The organism is Streptomyces sp. NBC_00443 (genome assembly GCF_036014175.1).
GTDB lineage: Bacteria > Actinomycetota > Actinomycetes > Streptomycetales > Streptomycetaceae > Streptomyces.
Map to the genome: position 1 here is coordinate 3,063,321 of NZ_CP107917.1, position 15,258 is coordinate 3,078,578.

Below are 15,258 nucleotides of genomic sequence, written 5' to 3' on the forward strand. Positions count from 1 at the left end.
GGCGGGATGCCTGCGGTGCGGCCCGTGCCGGTGAGCGGGGTGCGCCCGCTGCCGGCAGCGGGCGGGCGACAATGGACTGGTGAAGCGCCTTGACCTGACCGATCTGCAGCCCCGGCTCCCCTCGCCGGTGCAGGAGGTTGTGGACGCGCGGTTCGGGCGGGTCGGTGTTCGGCTGGTGCTCAAGCGGGACGATCTGATCCATCCGGAGCTGGTCGGCAACAAGTGGCGCAAGCTTGTCCCGAATCTGGTGGCGGCGGGTGGGCGCACGGTTGTCACTTTCGGCGGCGCCTACTCCAACCATTTGCGTGCCACCGCTGCCGCGGGGCGGCTCCTCGGGCTGAGCACGGTTGGTGTGGTGCGGGGCCAGGAGCTTGGTGAGCGGCGCCTCAATCCGTCGTTGGAGCGGTGCGTGGCCGACGGTATGCGGCTGCATTTCGTCGACAGGGCGACGTATCGACGCAAGGCCGAGCCGGAGACGCTGGCGGCCGTTCTGCGTGCGGCGGGTGCGCAGGGGGCGTACGTCGTTCCGGAGGGCGGGAGCAATGCCCTTGCCGTACGGGGGTGCCGGGCGCTCGGGGAGGAGTTGCGGGGGCACGCCGATGTGGTCGCCGTCGCCTGCGGGACGGGCGGGACGCTGGCGGGGCTGGCCGCCGGGCTGGGGCCTGACCAGCGGGCCTTGGGTGTGCCCGTTCTCAAGGGTGGCTTTCTGGGTGATGAGGTACGGGGGCTGCAGGCAGAGGCGTTCGGAGGGCCGCGGGGTGACTGGTGGCTTGATGAACGGTTTCACTTCGGGGGGTATGCCCGTACGACTGCTGAGCTTGATGCCTTCGCCGTCGATTTCGAGGAGCGGCACGGGATGGCTGTTGAGCGTCTCTATGTCGCCAAGTTGTTGTATGGGCTTGTCGTGCTGGCGGAGGAGGGCGTTTTCCCGCGTGGGGCGACTGTCGCCGCCGTTGTCACCGGGGCTCCGTTCGAGGCTCATCCTGCCTCGCGATAGGCCGCTGCCTCCTCCAGGTCCAGCCTGCGCAGCAGTGTCCGCAGCATCTCGTCGTCGATGAAGCGGCCGTCCCGTAGTTTCACGAACACCGCTCGTTCGGTGCCGATCACCTCGCGGGACAGGCGGCGGTAGGTGTCGTCGACGGACTCGCCGGTGATGGGGTTGGCCTGGCCGAGGCGTTCCCAGACGGAGTTGCGGCGGCGTTCCAGGACGGCTCGCAGACGCTCGGCAAGGGCCTCAGGGAGGGCGTTGCGGTCGTCGGAGAGGAGTTCCTCCAGACGTCGTTCGGCGGCGCGGGAGGCCTGCGCCTGGGCGTTGGCCTCGGCGAGGGTCTCGGCCTGGATGTCCCGGCCGGGGAGTTTCAGCAGGCGGATCAGCGGCGGAAGGGTCACGCCCTGGACGACGAGCGTGCCGATGACCGTCGTGAAGGTCAGGAAGAGGATGAGGTTGCGCTCGGGGAACGGTTCGCCGCCGTGCATCGTGAGCGGGATCGAGAAGGCGATGGCCAGTGACACCACGCCTCGCATGCCGGCCCAGGAGATGATGAACGGGCCCTTCCAGGTCGGGTTCTCCTCGCGTTTACGGATCCGCGCCGACAGCATGCGCGGCAGGAAGGTCGCCGGGTAGACCCACACGAAGCGCGTGGCGACGACCACCGCGAAGACGGCGAACGCGTACCAGGCGGCGCGGCTTCCTCGTACTCGCCAAGCCCCTTGAGCACGACCGGCAGTTGCAGTCCGATCAGGGCGAACACCGCCGACTCCAGTACGAACGCGACCATCTTCCACACGGCCTCCTCCTGGAGGCGGGTGGCGAAGTCGACCTCCCACGCGCGGTGCCCCAGGTACAGCGCCACGACCACGACCGCCAGCACTCCGGAGGCGTGCACCTGCTCGGCGGCCGCGTACGCGACGAACGGGATCAGCAGCGAGAGGGTGTTCTGCAGCAGCACCTCCTTCACGTGCGTGCGCAGCCAGTGGATCGGCACCATCAGCACCAGGCCCACGCCGATGCCGCCGAACGCCGCGAGCAGGAACTCGCCTATGCCGCCGGCCCAAGAGGCGCCCTCACCGACGGCGGCCGCGAGCGCCACGCGGTAGGCGGTGATCGCGGTGGCGTCGTTCACCAGGGACTCACCCTGCAGGATCGTGGTGATCCGGGACGGCAGCCCCACCCGGCGCGCGACCGCCGTCGCGGCGACCGCGTCCGGCGGCGCCACCACCGCGCCCAGCACCAGCGCCGCGGTCAGCGGAAGACCCGGCACGACCAGATACGCGATCCAGCCGACGGCGAAGGTCGCGAAGAGCACGTACCCGACCGACAGCAGCATCACGGGCCGCATCTGAGCCCGCAGATCGAGATACGAGCTGTCCGTCGCCGCGCTGTGCAGCAGCGGGGGCAGCACCAGCGGCAGGACGATGTGCGGGTCGAGGGTGTACTCGGGCACGCCCGGCAGGTACGACACGAGGAGGCCGACGGTGACCAGCAGCAGCGGCGCCGGCACTGGCGCCCGCCGAGCGGCCGCGGCAACAGCGGCGCTTCCGGCCACCAGCAACAGCAGTGGCATCACATCCATACGCCTCGCCCACCCTCACCCTCGTGCATCGTCGTCGCGGCCCGCCCTCGATTTTCCGCGCCGTCGTGCGCGTGGCCGTCGTAACCTGGCAATCATGAAACAGTGCACGCACGCCGACGCGCTGCCGCACCCGGAGCCCGATCCGCTCGCCGAGACATGTCCAGAGTGTCTGGCGGAGGGCTGGCACCCGGTACAGCTGCGGCTCTGCCTCTCCTGCGGTCACGTCGGCTGCTGCGACTCCTCGCCGGGGCGGCACGCCACGGAACACCACAAGGAGTCCGGCCACCCGATCATGCGGACGTTCGAGCCGGGCGAACTCTGGCGCTGGTGCTTTGTCGACCACGTGCTCGTGTGACGGGGACGTACGCTGGACAACCGAGGATCCGGACGGTTCGACCGTCTGACGCCTGGGTACGTCAAACCGGCGCGCGCTCTTCCCAATTGGGCCCGCAGACCCCCTAGCCACGGAGCGTATCCGTGTGTTTACTATGAGTGACAGCAAGGGGTTGGGGTCCTGGGGACAGGAAAGTTCAGAGCGCGATAGCGTCACCGCTGAACCACAGATCGCGTTACCCCGGGGGGCGACCCTCGGCCCCGAGAAGCTTGTACCACCTTGGAGGTGAGGGTGTCCCAGATCGCAGGCGAGCCCGCGACCCAGGACTTCGTGGAAGTCCGGCTGCCGGCTGCGGGTGCCTACCTGTCGGTGCTGCGTACGGCGACTGCCGGCCTCGCGGCCCGTTTGGACTTCACCCTCGACGAGATCGAGGACCTGCGCATCGCGGTGGACGAGGCCTGCGCGATCCTGCTCCAGCAGGCCGTGCCCGGCTCGGTGCTCAGCTGTGTCTTCCGACTCGTCGACGACTCGCTCGAGGTCACCGTCTCGGCCCCGACCACGGACGGCCACGCCCCCGCCAGGGACACCTTCGCCTGGACCGTCCTGTCGGCCCTCGCGGGCAAGGTCTCCTCCGCCGTGGACGAGGACAAAACCGTTTCGATCAGCCTCTACAAACAGCGCGGCGCGGGACCCGGGCCGGCGTGAGGAACGGGGACGGGCCGGTGCGGGACGAAGAGCGCGGCACACGGGAGCTGCCGGACGGCGCTGCCCCCAGCTCGGACGGAGCCGAGAGCCTGGGAGTGGGCCCGAGCGGTTCCCGGCGCATGGCGGACGGCATCGACGGCATCCCCGAGCAGGCCCGGCCGCACCCGGAGGACGACTCCGCGGCGACGGGCTTCCTGGCCGACGGACGGGATGACGAAGGCGCCGTGCAGGGCGCGCCTGCGGGTGGGCGGATCGGGGTCTCCCCAGCCCGAGCGGGGGCGAGGGCTCGGGAGAGGGCAACGGGCGGGACGATGAGCGAGCACCAGCGAAACGCCGAGCACGAGGCGATGAGCGCGCACAGCGTGCAGGCCACGCAGCACGGCCCTCAGGACCGCAGCGGGGCGCGCGCCATGTTCATCGAGCTGCGCAAGCTGCAGGACGGCAGCCCGGAGTACGCGAACCTGCGCAACCAGCTGGTCCGCATGCACCTGCCGCTCGTCGAACACCTCGCGCGCCGCTTCCGCAACCGCGGCGAGCCACTCGACGACCTCACCCAGGTCGCCACCATCGGCCTGATCAAGTCGGTCGACCGGTTCGACCCGGAGCGCGGTGTCGAGTTCTCGACCTACGCGACCCCGACGGTCGTCGGCGAGATCAAGCGGCACTTCCGCGACAAGGGCTGGGCGGTGCGGGTGCCGCGGCGGCTCCAGGAGCTGCGCCTTGCCCTGACGACGGCCACAGCCGAGCTGTCCCAGCAGCACGGGCGCTCCCCGACCGTCCACGAACTCGCCGAGAAGCTGGCGATCTCGGAGGAGGAGGTCCTGGAAGGTCTGGAGTCCGCCAACGCGTACTCCACGCTGTCCCTGGACGTCCCCGACACGGACGACGAGTCCCCTGCGGTCGCGGACACCCTCGGCGCGGAGGACGAGGCGCTGGAGGGCGTCGAGTACCGCGAGTCGCTGAAGCCGCTGCTCGAGGATCTCCCGCCCCGCGAGAAGCGGATCCTGCTGCTGCGCTTCTTCGGCAACATGACCCAGTCGCAGATCGCGCAGGAGGTCGGCATCTCCCAGATGCACGTGTCCCGCCTGCTGGCCCGCACGCTGGCGCAGCTGCGGGAGAAGCTGCTGGTGGAGGAGTGACGGCTCGCTGAGAGCCGCCGGCTACTTCTGGTCCGGTGCGCTGCCAGGCCCCCGGATGCCGAGGGCCTGGGTGGTCGCCGGGTTGATCAGGAGCACGAGCGTGGCGATCGCGACCGCAGCGATCGCAATGCCGGCCGGGATCGCAATGCTGTCGGCCTGCAGCAGGCTGTAGGCCACCGGCAGCGCCATGATCTGCGTAATCACGGACGGCCCCCGGCTCCAACTGCGCTGAGCGAACAGCCCTCGCGCGGCGAGCAGCGGCAGCAGGGCGAGGACGACCAGTGTCACGCCCAGGGTGACGGCCTGCTGCCGATCGTCCGGATCCCCGGCGAGCCCCAGCACCAGCACCCAGACACCCCCGACGGCCAGCGCCAGCCCTTCCAGCGCGGTCAGTCCCGCCGCATACGTCAGCCGTCGCGGACGCGGACCGGCGGTTTCCGGGGTGGTGGGGGTCTGCTGCTTGGTCACCCTTGAAGGGTAGCCCTCCGCGATATCGCCCTCCCGCCCGCACCTGACGGAGGCCGGCCAAACATCTCAGCCCGTCTGGGGGTCTTCCCTCTGGAGGAGTTTGAGGACGAGGCCCTTCAGGGCCGAAGCGGGGGCCTGGGGGCGGCAGCCCCCAGCAGGGCCCGCAGCAACGCCGACCGCCCATGAAAGCGACCGCACAGAACTCACAGCCAAGCCGACGGCAGCCCCCGTGTCGAGACTCACGCCTCATCTCTTACTGGATCCCAACCTCGACCTGTGCCCAGTAACCCCCCAGTAGGTACGCTGCCAGTCATGCGTGCACTTCTCGTGGTCAATCCGGCAGCAACCACCACAAGCGCACGTACGCGCGATGTCCTGATCCACGCGCTCGCCAGCGAGATGAAGCTGGAGGCGGTCACCACCGAGTACCGCGGCCACGCGCGTGACCTGGGCCGGCAGGCAGCGGAGAGCGACGACGTCGACCTGGTGGTCGCCCTCGGCGGCGACGGCACCGTGAACGAGGTCGTCAACGGACTGTTGCACAACGGCCCCGACCCAGACCGCCTCCCCCGCCTCGCCGTGGTCCCCGGCGGCTCCACCAACGTCTTCGCCCGCGCCCTCGGCCTGCCCAACGACGCCGTGGAGGCGACCGGCGCCCTGCTCGACGCCCTGCGCGAAGGCAGCGAGCGTACGGTCGGGATGGGCATAGCGGCCGGCACCCCGGGCACGGAGGACGAAGCCGTACCCGGCAGATGGTTCACCTTCTGTGCGGGCCTCGGCTTCGACGCCGGCGTGGTCGGCCGGGTCGAGCAGCAGCGCGAGCGGGGCAGGAAGTCGACGCACGCCCTTTATCTGCGCCAGGTGGTACGCCAGTTCCTTCAGGAGCCCAACCGCCGCCACGGCACCATCACGCTGGAACGACCGGGCCAGGATCCGGTGACCGATTTGGTGCTGTCCATAATCTGCAACACCGCTCCGTGGACGTATCTGGGCAATCGCCCGGTGTACGCGGCGCCTAAGGCCTCGTTCGATACCGGCCTCGACGTACTCGGTCTCAGCCGTATGTCCACGGTCGCGGTTGCCCGGTATGCAACCCAGTTGCTTACTTCGTCCCCCGAGCGCGGAACCCATGGCAGGCATGCGGTCACGCTGCACGACTTGGACCAGTTCACCTTGCATTCGAAGGTCCCGTTGCCCCTTCAGATGGACGGCGACCACCTGGGGCTGCGTACGAGCGTGACGTTCACAGGCGTACGCCGTGCACTGCGTGTGATTGTGTGAGCGGAACGGGCTAAAGTCCTTTCACTCGAACGTTTAGGCCAGGATCCACCCCATGGAAGTACGGCTGTGACCTAGTCGACACCGAGGAATCAAAAAAAACTTTCCGGAAGGGGTTGTATCCGTCGCTGAGGTTTGCGAGTCTCTACGTGGCGATCGGGACGGCCCGCAAGACCGGCCTCCACTGATCACCGGAACCCCTCTTCAAATCACAGGACCTCGCCAGGGAACCTGGCGGTCGGCCCTTCACTTGTTGAGGGATTCGTGAAAGCGTTCACATTCACAAGCAACCCAGCACGTAATACCAAGGAGAGGTAGCAGCCATGGACTGGCGTCACAACGCCGTTTGCCGCGAGGAAGACCCCGAGCTCTTCTTCCCCATCGGCAACACCGGTCCTGCGCTGCTGCAGATCGAGGAAGCCAAGGCCGTCTGCCGTCGCTGCCCCGTTATGGATCAGTGTCTGCAGTGGGCGCTCGAGTCCGGCCAGGACTCCGGCGTCTGGGGTGGTCTCAGCGAGGACGAGCGTCGCGCGATGAAGCGCCGTGCCGCCCGCAACCGGGCCCGTCAGGCCTCCGCCTGACAACACCCGCCCCGCAAACAGCCTGAGCTTGGCGGCGCGTACAGCGAGTACGCATCTCCCGCCCCCGAGCCGCAGCGCGCAGTACCCCTGCTTAGCGATTGCAGAGCAGCAACGAGCACTAGCCCTGGACCAGATGGTCCAGGGCTCTTTGCTGTCCACGCCTGCTTGTCGGCTGCTTGGCGCCTGCTTGGCTTTGCTGTCCGCGGCTACTTGTTCGCCCGCACCGGGATGTCCAGGATCACCCTGGTCCCCCGCTCCGGTGCCGGGACCATGTCGAACGTGCCGCCCAACTCGCCCTCCACCAGCGTCCGTACGATCTGCAGGCCGAGGTTGCCCGCGGTGTGCGGGTCGAAGCCCTCGGGGAGGCCCACGCCGTCGTCCTGGACGGTGACCAGAAGGCGGACCTGCTTCGTCGTACCGCCGCGGACGGCCGAAACCTCGACCGTGCCGGTGTCGCCCTCGCGGAAACCGTGCTCCAGCGCGTTCTGGAGGATCTCGGTCAGGACCATCGACAGCGGGGTGGCGACCTCGGCGTCCAGGATGCCGAAGCGGCCGGTGCGCCGGCCGGCGACCTTGCCGGGCGAGATCTCGGCGACCATCGCCAGCACCCGGTCGGCGATGTCGTCGAACTCCACGCGCTCGTCGAGGTTCTGGGAGAGCGTCTCGTGCACGATCGCAATCGACCCGACCCGCCGTACCGCCTCTTCGAGGGCCTCACGGCCGCGGTCGGACTCGATGCGGCGGGCCTGAAGCCGCAGCAGGGCGGCCACCGTCTGCAGGTTGTTCTTGACGCGGTGGTGGATCTCCCGGATCGTCGCGTCCTTGGTGATCAACTCGCGCTCACGGCGGCGCAGTTCGGTGACGTCCCGGAGGAGCACCAGCGAACCGATACGCGTGCCCTTGGGTTTGAGCGGGATCGAACGGAACTGGATCACACCGTCACCGGACTCGATCTCGAACTCGCGGGGTGCCCAGCCGCTGGCGACCTTGGCGAGCGCCTCGTCCACCGGTCCCTGCGTCGGGGCGAGTTCGGCGGTGGTCTTGCCCAGATGATGGCCGACGAGGTCGGCGGCGAGGCCGAGGCGGTGGTAGGCGGACAGCGCGTTCGGGGAGGCGTACTGGACGATGCCGTCGGCGTCGACGCGGATCAGGCCGTCGCCGACGCGGGGCGAGGCGTCCATGTCGACCTGCTGGTTGGCGAACGGGAACGATCCGGCCGCGATCATCTGCGCGAGATCCGAGGCGCTTTGGAGGTACGTCAACTCCAGGCGGCTCGGCGTGCGCACGGTCAGCAGGTTGGTGTTGCGCGCGATGACACCGAGGACGCGTCCCTCACGTCGTACGGGAATCGACTCGACACGGACCGGGACCTCCTCGCGCCACTCGGGGTCGCCCTCCCGCACGATCCGGCCCTCGTCGAGCGCGGCGTCCAGCATCGGGCGGCGGCCGCGCGGGACGAGGTGGCCGACCATGTCGTCCTGGTACGAGGTCGGGCCGGTGTTGGGCCGCATCTGCGCCACTGAGACATAGCGGGTGCCGTCGTGGGTGGGGACCCACAGGACGAGGTCGGCGAAGGAGAGGTCGGAGAGCAGCTGCCACTCCGAGACCAGCAGGTGGAGCCACTCGAGGTCGGAGTCGTCGAGGGCCGTGTGCTGGCGTACGAGTTCGTTCATGGAGGGCACGTGGCCGAGCGTACCTGGCGGTACGGACATGGCCGGAAACCAGCCGCTACGGGAGGCGATCGGGCCCCGGAAACACCCGCGGGCCGCGGCGCCTGAGAGGGACCCTCAGCCCTCCCGGCACCGCAGCCCGGAGCAATATCGGCCGTGGGGTGTGCGGTCCCGGTCGGCCGAAGGATGAGGAGCCGGGGCAGTCAGGGCAGAGAGCTCCGGTTCCTCGGTCCGCCTTCCTGTGCGGGGAAGACGGAAGTCGGTGCGTTCTCGTACTACGCACTCCTTCGCATTGTGGACTAGACCACTCTCGTGTGTCCATGCGTTGGAGCGTGTTTGCTGTTGACGCTTCTTCGCGGGCTCCGAACCAGCTGGAGAAGCAGTGGGACCGCCCAATCATCCACCACGCAGCCTAACCCGTGTGGGTTCATGTGCGAGGCCAGTTGGCCATGGCAATTTCCGCAAGTGCCTCCAGTTCCTCCCGGCTCGCCCCGTCGCGCGCCTGTTGTGACATGCCCTGGATCATCGCGCCGGTGTGCCGGGCGAGAGCGGGGGCGTTGACGTCGGCGGGGAGGGCGCCGGTGGCGATGTCCTCTTCGATGCGGCCGCGGACGGCGGCGATGGTCGCGTTGCGACGGTCACGCAGGGAGTCGGCGACCTCGGGGGTCGTGCAGTTGATGGCCGCGTGGGCGATGAGGCAGCCCTGCGGATGGACGGGATCCGTGTATACGCCGGCCGCCTCTCGCAGGGTCCGCTCGACGGCCGCCCGGGAGGTGGGCTCCTCGGCGAGGGCGCGGTCGGCGAACGAGGCGTAACGCGAGGTGTAGACGCGGACGACCTCTTCGAAGAGCGAGCGCTTGTCACCGAAGGCCGCGTACAGACTCGGGGCGCCGATGTCCATGGCGCGGGTGAGGTCGGAGACGGACGTCGCCTCGTAGCCGCGCTCCCAGAAGGCCAGGATCGCCTTCTCCAGGGCGGTTTCACGGTCGAAGGAACGGGGCCGACCGCGCGTCTTCGCGGCCGGCCGGGCTGCCGCCCCCGTCTCCGTCGCCACCTCGCTGCTCACCATGGAGTGCATTTTATAGCGAGCGCTAGAGAAACGCCGTCGGGATGTTGTACGTTCTTTCTGTATCGACCACTAGGTAAATGCGAGGGGGCGTCGGCATGGGTGTGCTTGCGGGCAGGACGGCACTGGTCACGGGGGCGAGCAGGGGGATCGGACGGGCGATCGCCGAGCGGCTGGCACAGGACGGGACGCGGGTCGCCGTGCACTACGGCAGTAACGAGGCGGCGGCGAAGGAGACGGTCACCGCGATCGAGGCGCGGGCGGCAGCGCGTTCGCGATCCGCGCCGAACTGGGCGTGCCCGGTGACGCCGGGACTCTCTGGGAGGCCTTCGACGGGCATGCGCAGGGCGTGGACATCCTGGTGAACAACGCGGGCATGGCGATTTTCGCGACCATCGGGGAGACGGACGAGGAGGCGTACGACCGGACGCAGGCGGTCAACGCGAAGGCACCCTTCTTCATCGTCAAGCACGGCCTCGGACGCCTGCGTGACCACGGCCGGATCATCAATGTCACCGCTGCCACGGACCGCGCCATCGCCCCGATCGCCGCCACGCACATGGCCAAGGGCGCGGTCACCACCCTGACCCGCTCACTCGCCGCCGAGTTGGCGCCGCGCGGCATCACCGCCAACTCCGTCGGGCCCGGCTTCATCGACACGGACCTGACGAGCGCCGCACTCGCCGACCCCGGCATACGCGCGCACGCCGAGGCCGTCTCGGTCTTCAAACGCGTCGGTACGTCGTCCGATGTGGCGGACGTGGTGGCCTTCCTGGCGTCGCCCGACTCCCGATGGGTCACGGGGCAGCACATCGACGCGACGGGGGGCTCGCTGCTGAGCCTGCACTAGTCAGCGCGTCTCCGTCACCTTCGCCAGCGCCCGCGGCGCGTCCGGGTCCTGGCCTCGGGCGATGGTGACCTCGTAGGCGAGGAGCTGGAGCGGGATGATCTCCAGGATCGGCTGGAGCTCCTCGTCGACGCCCTCGGTGGGCAGGACGAAACCCGCCGAGGCCTGCTCGACCTGGTGCCGGGCCCCGATGACGACCAGGTCGGCTCCCCGGCCGCGGAGCCGGTCGAGGACGGGCTGGAGGACCTCGCCGCCCTTGCCGTCGGTGACGACCGCGATGACCGGGGAGACGTTGTCGACCATGGCGAGCGGGCCGTGCAGCAGGTCGGCGCCGGAGTAGGCGAGGGCCGGGATGTAGCTGGTCTCCATCAGCTTGAGGGCGGCTTCCTTGGCCGTGGGGTAGCCGTAGCCGCGGGAGGTGATCACCATGCGTTCGGCGAAGCGGTAGCGGGCGGCGAGGGTGCGCACCTCGTCCTGCCGTGCGAGCAGTTGCTCGGCGAGGTCCGGGAGCGGCATGGCGGGGGTGCCGTCACCGCCGCGCAGGCCTTCGACGAAGAGGTACAGGGCGAGAAGGGAGGCCGTATAGGTCTTGGTCGCGGGCAGGGCCCTCTCCGGTCCGGCCATGATGTCGAGGTGGTACTCGGAGACGGCGGCCAGCGGGGAGTCGGGGCTGTTGGTCACCGCGAGCGTGACCGCGCCGGCCTCGCGGGCGGCCCGGGTCGAGGCGACGACGTCCGGGGAGCCGCCGGACTGGCTCACGGTGATGACCAGGACGTCGGTGAGGTCGGGACGGGCGCCGTAAGCCGTGGTGGTCGACATGGAGGTCAGGCCGCAGGGCAGGCCGAGGCGTACCTCCAGGAGGTACTTGGCGTAGAGCGCGGCGTTGTCGGAGGTGCCGCGGGCCGTGAGCAGGACGAAGCGGGGTGCGCGACCGGCGATCTCCTGGGCGACGCGGCGGATGGCGGGGGCGCCCTGGGACAGGATCCTGCGCAGCACGGCGGGCTGTTCGGCCATCTCGCGGGCCATGATCCGGCCGGGGAGGTCGTTGTGAGGGGCGTGCGGGTCGGGAGGGTACGGGGTCGTGGTGGTCATGGGGACCCTCCCTGCTCTCGCGCCCGCTGCCGGCCAGGGCGCCTGTCGCTTCCGGCGGACAGTCTCCATTCCACTCCCCCATGGGCGATGACGCCTGCCCGACAGTCCGCCGAAATGTCCACGGGGCTTCCGTTCACCTGGGCCGCGTAGCCTCGCTCTGTTAGATTGGTCTAAACCACATGCCCCTTCAGGGTGCCCTTCGAGTCCTACTTCAGATCGGCAGGCCCAGCGTGGAAGTTGTCATCGTTCCGGACGCCAAGGCGGGTGGCGAGCTGATAGCCGAGGCCATGGCCCAGCTGCTGCGGCGCAAGCCCGACGCCCTGCTCGGCGTGGCCACCGGCTCGACGCCACTGCCCATCTACGCGGCACTCGCGGCCAAGGTGCGCTCCGGCGCCGTCGACGCCTCGCGGACGCGGATCGCTCAGCTCGACGAGTATGTGGGGCTGCCCGCGGAGCACCCGGAGTCGTACCGGTCGGTGCTGCGACGCGAGGTGCTGGAGCCGCTCGGGATCGGGATGGACGCGTTCATGGGGCCGGACGGCACGGCCGAGGACGTGCCCGGGGCGTGCGAGGCGTATGACGCGGCGCTGGCTGAAGCCGGGGGCGTGGACCTGCAGTTGCTCGGGATCGGGACCGATGGGCACATCGGGTTCAACGAGCCGTGCTCCTCGCTGGCGTCGAGGACCCGGATCAAGACGCTGACCGAGCAGACCCGGGTCGACAACGCACGGTTCTTCGACGGGGACATCGAGCAGGTGCCGCACCACGTCATCACCCAGGGGATCGGGACGATCCTGGAGGCGCGGCACCTGGTGCTGCTCGCCACCGGTGAGGGCAAGGCGGACGCGGTGGCCGCGACCGTCGAGGGGCCGATCGCGGCCGTCTGCCCGGCCTCGGCACTGCAACTGCACCCGCACGCGACGGTCGTCGTCGATGATGCCGCCGCGTCCAAGCTGAAGCTGGCGGACTACTTCCGGCACACGTACGCCAACAAGCCGGAGTGGCAGGGGATTTAGGGCGCCGCACACGACAGGCATGCGTGCGGCGGGCGCCCGTGATGAGGGGGCCCGCCGTGCGCTCGCCGGACATGCGCCGGTCCCAGAGGCCGGCCTCCTCGCCGGTTCTAGAGCCCGGCCACCTCGCCCTCGGTCGGCTCGTCCTGTGCGGTCAGGCCGGCCACCCACAGCGGCATCAGCCAGTGAGCCGCGAGGACCGCGGCGAGGACGGGTGCCGCTTGGACGCGCAGGGCGTCGCCGGCTGCCGCGCCCGCCGTCAACAGGCCTACCACGGCCGCGAGCAGCAGGGTGGTCATCGCGCGGTGGGCGCGGGCGAGCACACGCCTGCGTTCGGCCGACTGCCGCTCGTCGAGGGCGCGTTCACGCAGTTCGAGCAGGCCCCGGGTAGCGCTGTTGATCACACCTGTCGCCACCATCCACGGCAGCATCAGCACTACCGCGGCGATGACGGCCCACATCGGCTCCGTCGACGAGAGGGAGAAGTACGTGGTCAGTGCCCCGACGGCCACGGTGAGTGCGACGTGCGCGGCGACGATCAGCCGGCGACGCGTGGTCGTGGCGTAGATCGGGCGCCCTCGGGGGTCGTTCATCAACCGCAGCATGCTCCGGTCGTAGCGCGTCAGTCGCGTCGTCGTCATGACTGTTTCCTCCCGTAGACCTCGTCCGTGAGCGGCCGGAACGGATCGAGGGAGAACAGCGCCTCGACCGGCAGTCCGAAGAACTTCGCGATCTTCAGTGCCAGGTCGAGGCTCGGGTTGTACTGCCCCCGCTCGATGTAGCCGATGGTCTGGTAGTGGGCTCCCACTGCCTCGGCCAGGCTCTGGCGCGACACCTTGCGTTCGGCACGCACCATCGCCAACCTGTTGTGCACCTGCTCGCTCATGTATAAGAAGTACTACATTCGGGAGTGGAGCTGCAACTACAGCCATCGAGCGGGTCACGGGGACGAGAGGGTCACGGGGACGAGTCGGGCTCGGGGGGCTTCACGCCCCGGCGATGACCTCGGCCGCCGCGCGTCCGCACACGCGGGCCGCGCCGTGCGTGGCGATGTGCAGGGCGCCGCGGGGTTCGGCCCGGGGGACTCCCATCTCGACGACGACCGTGTCCGGGCGGGACCGCAGCAGGGTGTCGAGGGCCGTTGCCATCCAGGGGTGACGGTGTTCGTCGCGGACGACGGCCACCATGCGGCGGCCGGCCGCTGCCTGGAGCGCCTCCCGCCCCGCCTCCTCCCCCGCGTAGCCGCCGGTCTCGGTGCCGGAGAGCAGTCGGGACAGTTCGGCGGCGACGCCCCAGGGGGTCTCGTCGCCGACGGCGATGTTCGCGACCGGGGTGAAGGCGGCGACGTACGGTGCTTCGGTGAGCGGGGTGAAGCCCTCCGCGCCGGTCACCTTCAGCGCGCGCCGGGCGGCGACGAGGCCCACGTCCGGACGAGCCTCGCCCTCGGCACCGGGGACGGTCGCCGTCCAGCGGGCCAGCTCGCGGACCCGCTCCGCCGCCTCCACCAGCCGTTCCTCGGGGAGTTCACCGGCGCGCACCGCCGCGACCAGGGCGTCGCGCAGACGTCGTACCGTCTCGTCGTCGGCGAGGCCGCCGCCCACGCAGATCGCGTCGGCGCCGGCCGCGATGGCCAGGACGCTGCCGCGTTCGATGCCGTAGGTGGCCGCGATGGCCTGCATCTCCATGCCGTCGGTGACGATCAGGCCGGTGTAGCCGAGTTCGCCGCGCAGCAGGTCCGTCAGGACGGGACGGGACAGGGTGGCCGGGTGGTCGGGGTCCAGGGCCGGAACCAGGATGTGCGCGCTCATCATCGCCCTCGTGCCGGCGGCGATCGCCGCGCGGAACGGGGAGAGTTCCCGGTCGGCCAGGACCGAGGCCTCCGCGTCGATGCGGGGCATCGAGTGGTGGGAGTCGACCGCCGTGTCGCCGTGGCCCGGGAAGTGCTTGGCGCAGGCCGCGACGCCCGCCGACTGCAGGCCGGTGACGTAGGCCGCGGTGTGCCGGGCGACCAGGGCGGTGTCGGCGCCGAAGGAACGTACGCCGATCACCGGGTTCGAGGGGTTGGAGTTCACGTCGGCCGACGGGGCCCAGTTGAGGTTCACTCCGCAGGCTGCCAGGCGGCGGCCCATCTCGAAGGCCACCTCCCTGGTCAGCTCCACGTCGTCCACCGCGCCCAGGGCGTGGTTGCCGGGGAAGCTGGAACCGGTCCGCACCTCCAGCCTCGTCACATCACCCCCCTCCTCGTCGATCGCGACCAGCACGTCGTCGCGCTCGGCACGCAACTGGGCCGTCAGCGCTGCCAGTTGCTCCGGCGAGGCGATGTTGCGGCCGAACAGGCCGACGGAGGCGAGGCCCTCGCCGAGGCGGCGCAGCAGCCAGTCGGGGGCGGTGGTGCCGGTGAAGCCGGGCTGCAGGACGGTCAGGGCATCGCGCGTCAGACCGTCCTTTTCCGGATTGGACGCAGTGGTGCCGCTGGCGAATGTCGTCATCGG

14 protein-coding genes and 2 pseudogenes are annotated in these 15,258 nt (G+C 69.9%); 8 read left to right on the forward strand and 8 right to left on the reverse strand.

Features of this window, described 5'->3' with window-relative positions:
* Positions 1 to 79 precede the first annotated feature (79 nt).
* On the forward strand, positions 80 to 997 hold the full coding sequence (locus tag OHO27_RS13440; protein ID WP_328423566.1) for a 1-aminocyclopropane-1-carboxylate deaminase/D-cysteine desulfhydrase: 918 nt from the start codon (positions 80 to 82) through the stop codon (positions 995 to 997).
* On the opposite strand, the pseudogene OHO27_RS13445 reads toward OHO27_RS13440, so the two are convergent.
* Positions 979 to 2,573 (reverse strand): annotated as a pseudogene (locus OHO27_RS13445) (Na+/H+ antiporter). The gene OHO27_RS13440 and the pseudogene OHO27_RS13445 sit on opposite strands and share 19 nt — an antisense overlap.
* Positions 2,574 to 2,667: 94 nt before the next feature.
* Between OHO27_RS13445 and OHO27_RS13450 the strand changes: the two are divergent.
* The 3 genes from OHO27_RS13450 (at position 2,668) to OHO27_RS13460 (ending at position 4,751) form a co-directional block, all read left to right on the forward strand.
* Positions 2,668 to 2,928 (forward strand): UBP-type zinc finger domain-containing protein, encoded by a 261-nt coding sequence (locus tag OHO27_RS13450; protein WP_328423568.1) that lies wholly within the window; start codon positions 2,668 to 2,670, stop codon positions 2,926 to 2,928.
* Between the two features lie 270 nt (positions 2,929 to 3,198).
* On the forward strand, positions 3,199 to 3,612 hold the full coding sequence (locus tag OHO27_RS13455; RefSeq protein ID WP_019058277.1) for an anti-sigma regulatory factor: 414 nt from the start codon (positions 3,199 to 3,201) through the stop codon (positions 3,610 to 3,612).
* Positions 3,609 to 4,751: an RNA polymerase sigma factor SigF gene (locus OHO27_RS13460; protein WP_328423570.1), complete on the forward strand. Its 1,143-nt coding sequence runs from the start codon at positions 3,609 to 3,611 to the stop codon at positions 4,749 to 4,751. The genes OHO27_RS13455 and OHO27_RS13460 overlap by 4 nt, the downstream gene beginning before the upstream one ends.
* 21 nt (positions 4,752 to 4,772) lie before the next feature.
* Here OHO27_RS13460 and OHO27_RS13465 read toward each other — a convergent pair whose 3' ends face one another.
* Positions 4,773 to 5,219 carry a hypothetical protein gene (locus OHO27_RS13465; protein WP_328423572.1) on the reverse strand — a complete coding sequence of 149 codons (447 nt, stop codon included), beginning with the start codon at positions 5,217 to 5,219 and terminating at the stop codon, positions 4,773 to 4,775.
* Positions 5,220 to 5,531: 312 nt separating this feature from the next.
* Between OHO27_RS13465 and OHO27_RS13470 the strand changes: the two genes are divergently transcribed.
* The gene (locus OHO27_RS13470; RefSeq protein WP_328423574.1) at positions 5,532 to 6,500 is read left to right on the forward strand and encodes a diacylglycerol/lipid kinase family protein; all 969 of its coding nucleotides are present in this window, start codon (positions 5,532 to 5,534) and stop codon (positions 6,498 to 6,500) included.
* Between the two features lie 320 nt (positions 6,501 to 6,820).
* Complete coding sequence (locus OHO27_RS13475) at positions 6,821 to 7,078, forward strand: WhiB family transcriptional regulator (protein ID WP_006142322.1); 258 nt, start codon at positions 6,821 to 6,823, stop codon at positions 7,076 to 7,078.
* Between the two features lie 206 nt (positions 7,079 to 7,284).
* Here the strand turns inward: OHO27_RS13475 and OHO27_RS13480 are convergent, their stop codons facing one another.
* Together OHO27_RS13480 and OHO27_RS13485 are read right to left on the reverse strand one after the other, a co-directional pair.
* The gene (locus tag OHO27_RS13480; RefSeq protein ID WP_328423576.1) at positions 7,285 to 8,760 is read right to left on the reverse strand and encodes a sensor histidine kinase; all 1,476 of its coding nucleotides are present in this window, start codon (positions 8,758 to 8,760) and stop codon (positions 7,285 to 7,287) included.
* Between the two features lie 415 nt (positions 8,761 to 9,175).
* On the reverse strand, positions 9,176 to 9,817 hold the full coding sequence (locus tag OHO27_RS13485; protein WP_328423578.1) for a TetR/AcrR family transcriptional regulator: 642 nt from the start codon (positions 9,815 to 9,817) through the stop codon (positions 9,176 to 9,178).
* 95 nt (positions 9,818 to 9,912) lie between these two features.
* Here OHO27_RS13485 and OHO27_RS13490 point away from each other — a divergent pair.
* Positions 9,913 to 10,664: pseudogene (locus OHO27_RS13490) on the forward strand (SDR family oxidoreductase).
* On the opposite strand, the gene OHO27_RS13495 reads toward OHO27_RS13490, so the two are convergent.
* Complete coding sequence (locus OHO27_RS13495) at positions 10,665 to 11,753, reverse strand: SIS domain-containing protein (RefSeq protein ID WP_328423580.1); 1,089 nt, start codon at positions 11,751 to 11,753, stop codon at positions 10,665 to 10,667.
* A gap of 230 nt (positions 11,754 to 11,983) precedes the next feature.
* On the opposite strand from OHO27_RS13495, the gene nagB reads away from it, so the two are divergent.
* Entirely contained in the window at positions 11,984 to 12,769 is a 786-nt protein-coding gene (gene nagB / locus OHO27_RS13500; RefSeq protein WP_328423582.1) for a glucosamine-6-phosphate deaminase, read from the forward strand.
* Between the two features lie 107 nt (positions 12,770 to 12,876).
* On the opposite strand, the gene OHO27_RS13505 is transcribed toward nagB, so the two are convergent.
* The 3 genes from OHO27_RS13505 to OHO27_RS13515 form a co-directional block, all read right to left on the reverse strand.
* Positions 12,877 to 13,407: a hypothetical protein gene (locus tag OHO27_RS13505; protein WP_328423584.1), complete on the reverse strand. Its 531-nt coding sequence runs from the start codon at positions 13,405 to 13,407 to the stop codon at positions 12,877 to 12,879.
* Positions 13,404 to 13,652 (reverse strand): helix-turn-helix transcriptional regulator, encoded by a 249-nt coding sequence (locus OHO27_RS13510; protein WP_328423586.1) that lies wholly within the window; start codon positions 13,650 to 13,652, stop codon positions 13,404 to 13,406. The genes OHO27_RS13505 and OHO27_RS13510 overlap by 4 nt, the downstream gene beginning before the upstream one ends.
* A gap of 100 nt (positions 13,653 to 13,752) precedes the next feature.
* A complete protein-coding gene (locus OHO27_RS13515; RefSeq protein ID WP_328423588.1) occupies positions 13,753 to 15,255 on the reverse strand; it encodes a glycoside hydrolase family 3 protein in 1,503 nt (500 codons plus the stop codon).
* Positions 15,256 to 15,258 lie beyond the last annotated feature (3 nt).

Bases quoted from the DNA above. Each gene is read 5' to 3' on its own strand.
- OHO27_RS13450 (WP_328423568.1), top strand. From the start codon at position 2,668: ATGAAACAGTGCACGCACGCCGACGCGCTGCCGCACCCGGAGCCCGAT.
- OHO27_RS13470 (WP_328423574.1), top strand. From the start codon at position 5,532: ATGCGTGCACTTCTCGTGGTCAATCCGGCAGCAACCACCACAAGCGCA.
- OHO27_RS13475 (WP_006142322.1), top strand. From the start codon at position 6,821: ATGGACTGGCGTCACAACGCCGTTTGCCGCGAGGAAGACCCCGAGCTC.
- OHO27_RS13485 (WP_328423578.1), bottom strand. From the start codon at position 9,817: ATGGTGAGCAGCGAGGTGGCGACGGAGACGGGGGCGGCAGCCCGGCCG.
- OHO27_RS13495 (WP_328423580.1), bottom strand. From the start codon at position 11,753: ATGACCACCACGACCCCGTACCCTCCCGACCCGCACGCCCCTCACAAC.
- OHO27_RS13505 (WP_328423584.1), bottom strand. From the start codon at position 13,407: ATGACGACGACGCGACTGACGCGCTACGACCGGAGCATGCTGCGGTTG.
- OHO27_RS13510 (WP_328423586.1), bottom strand. From the start codon at position 13,652: ATGAGCGAGCAGGTGCACAACAGGTTGGCGATGGTGCGTGCCGAACGC.
- OHO27_RS13515 (WP_328423588.1), bottom strand. From the start codon at position 15,255: ATGACGACATTCGCCAGCGGCACCACTGCGTCCAATCCGGAAAAGGAC.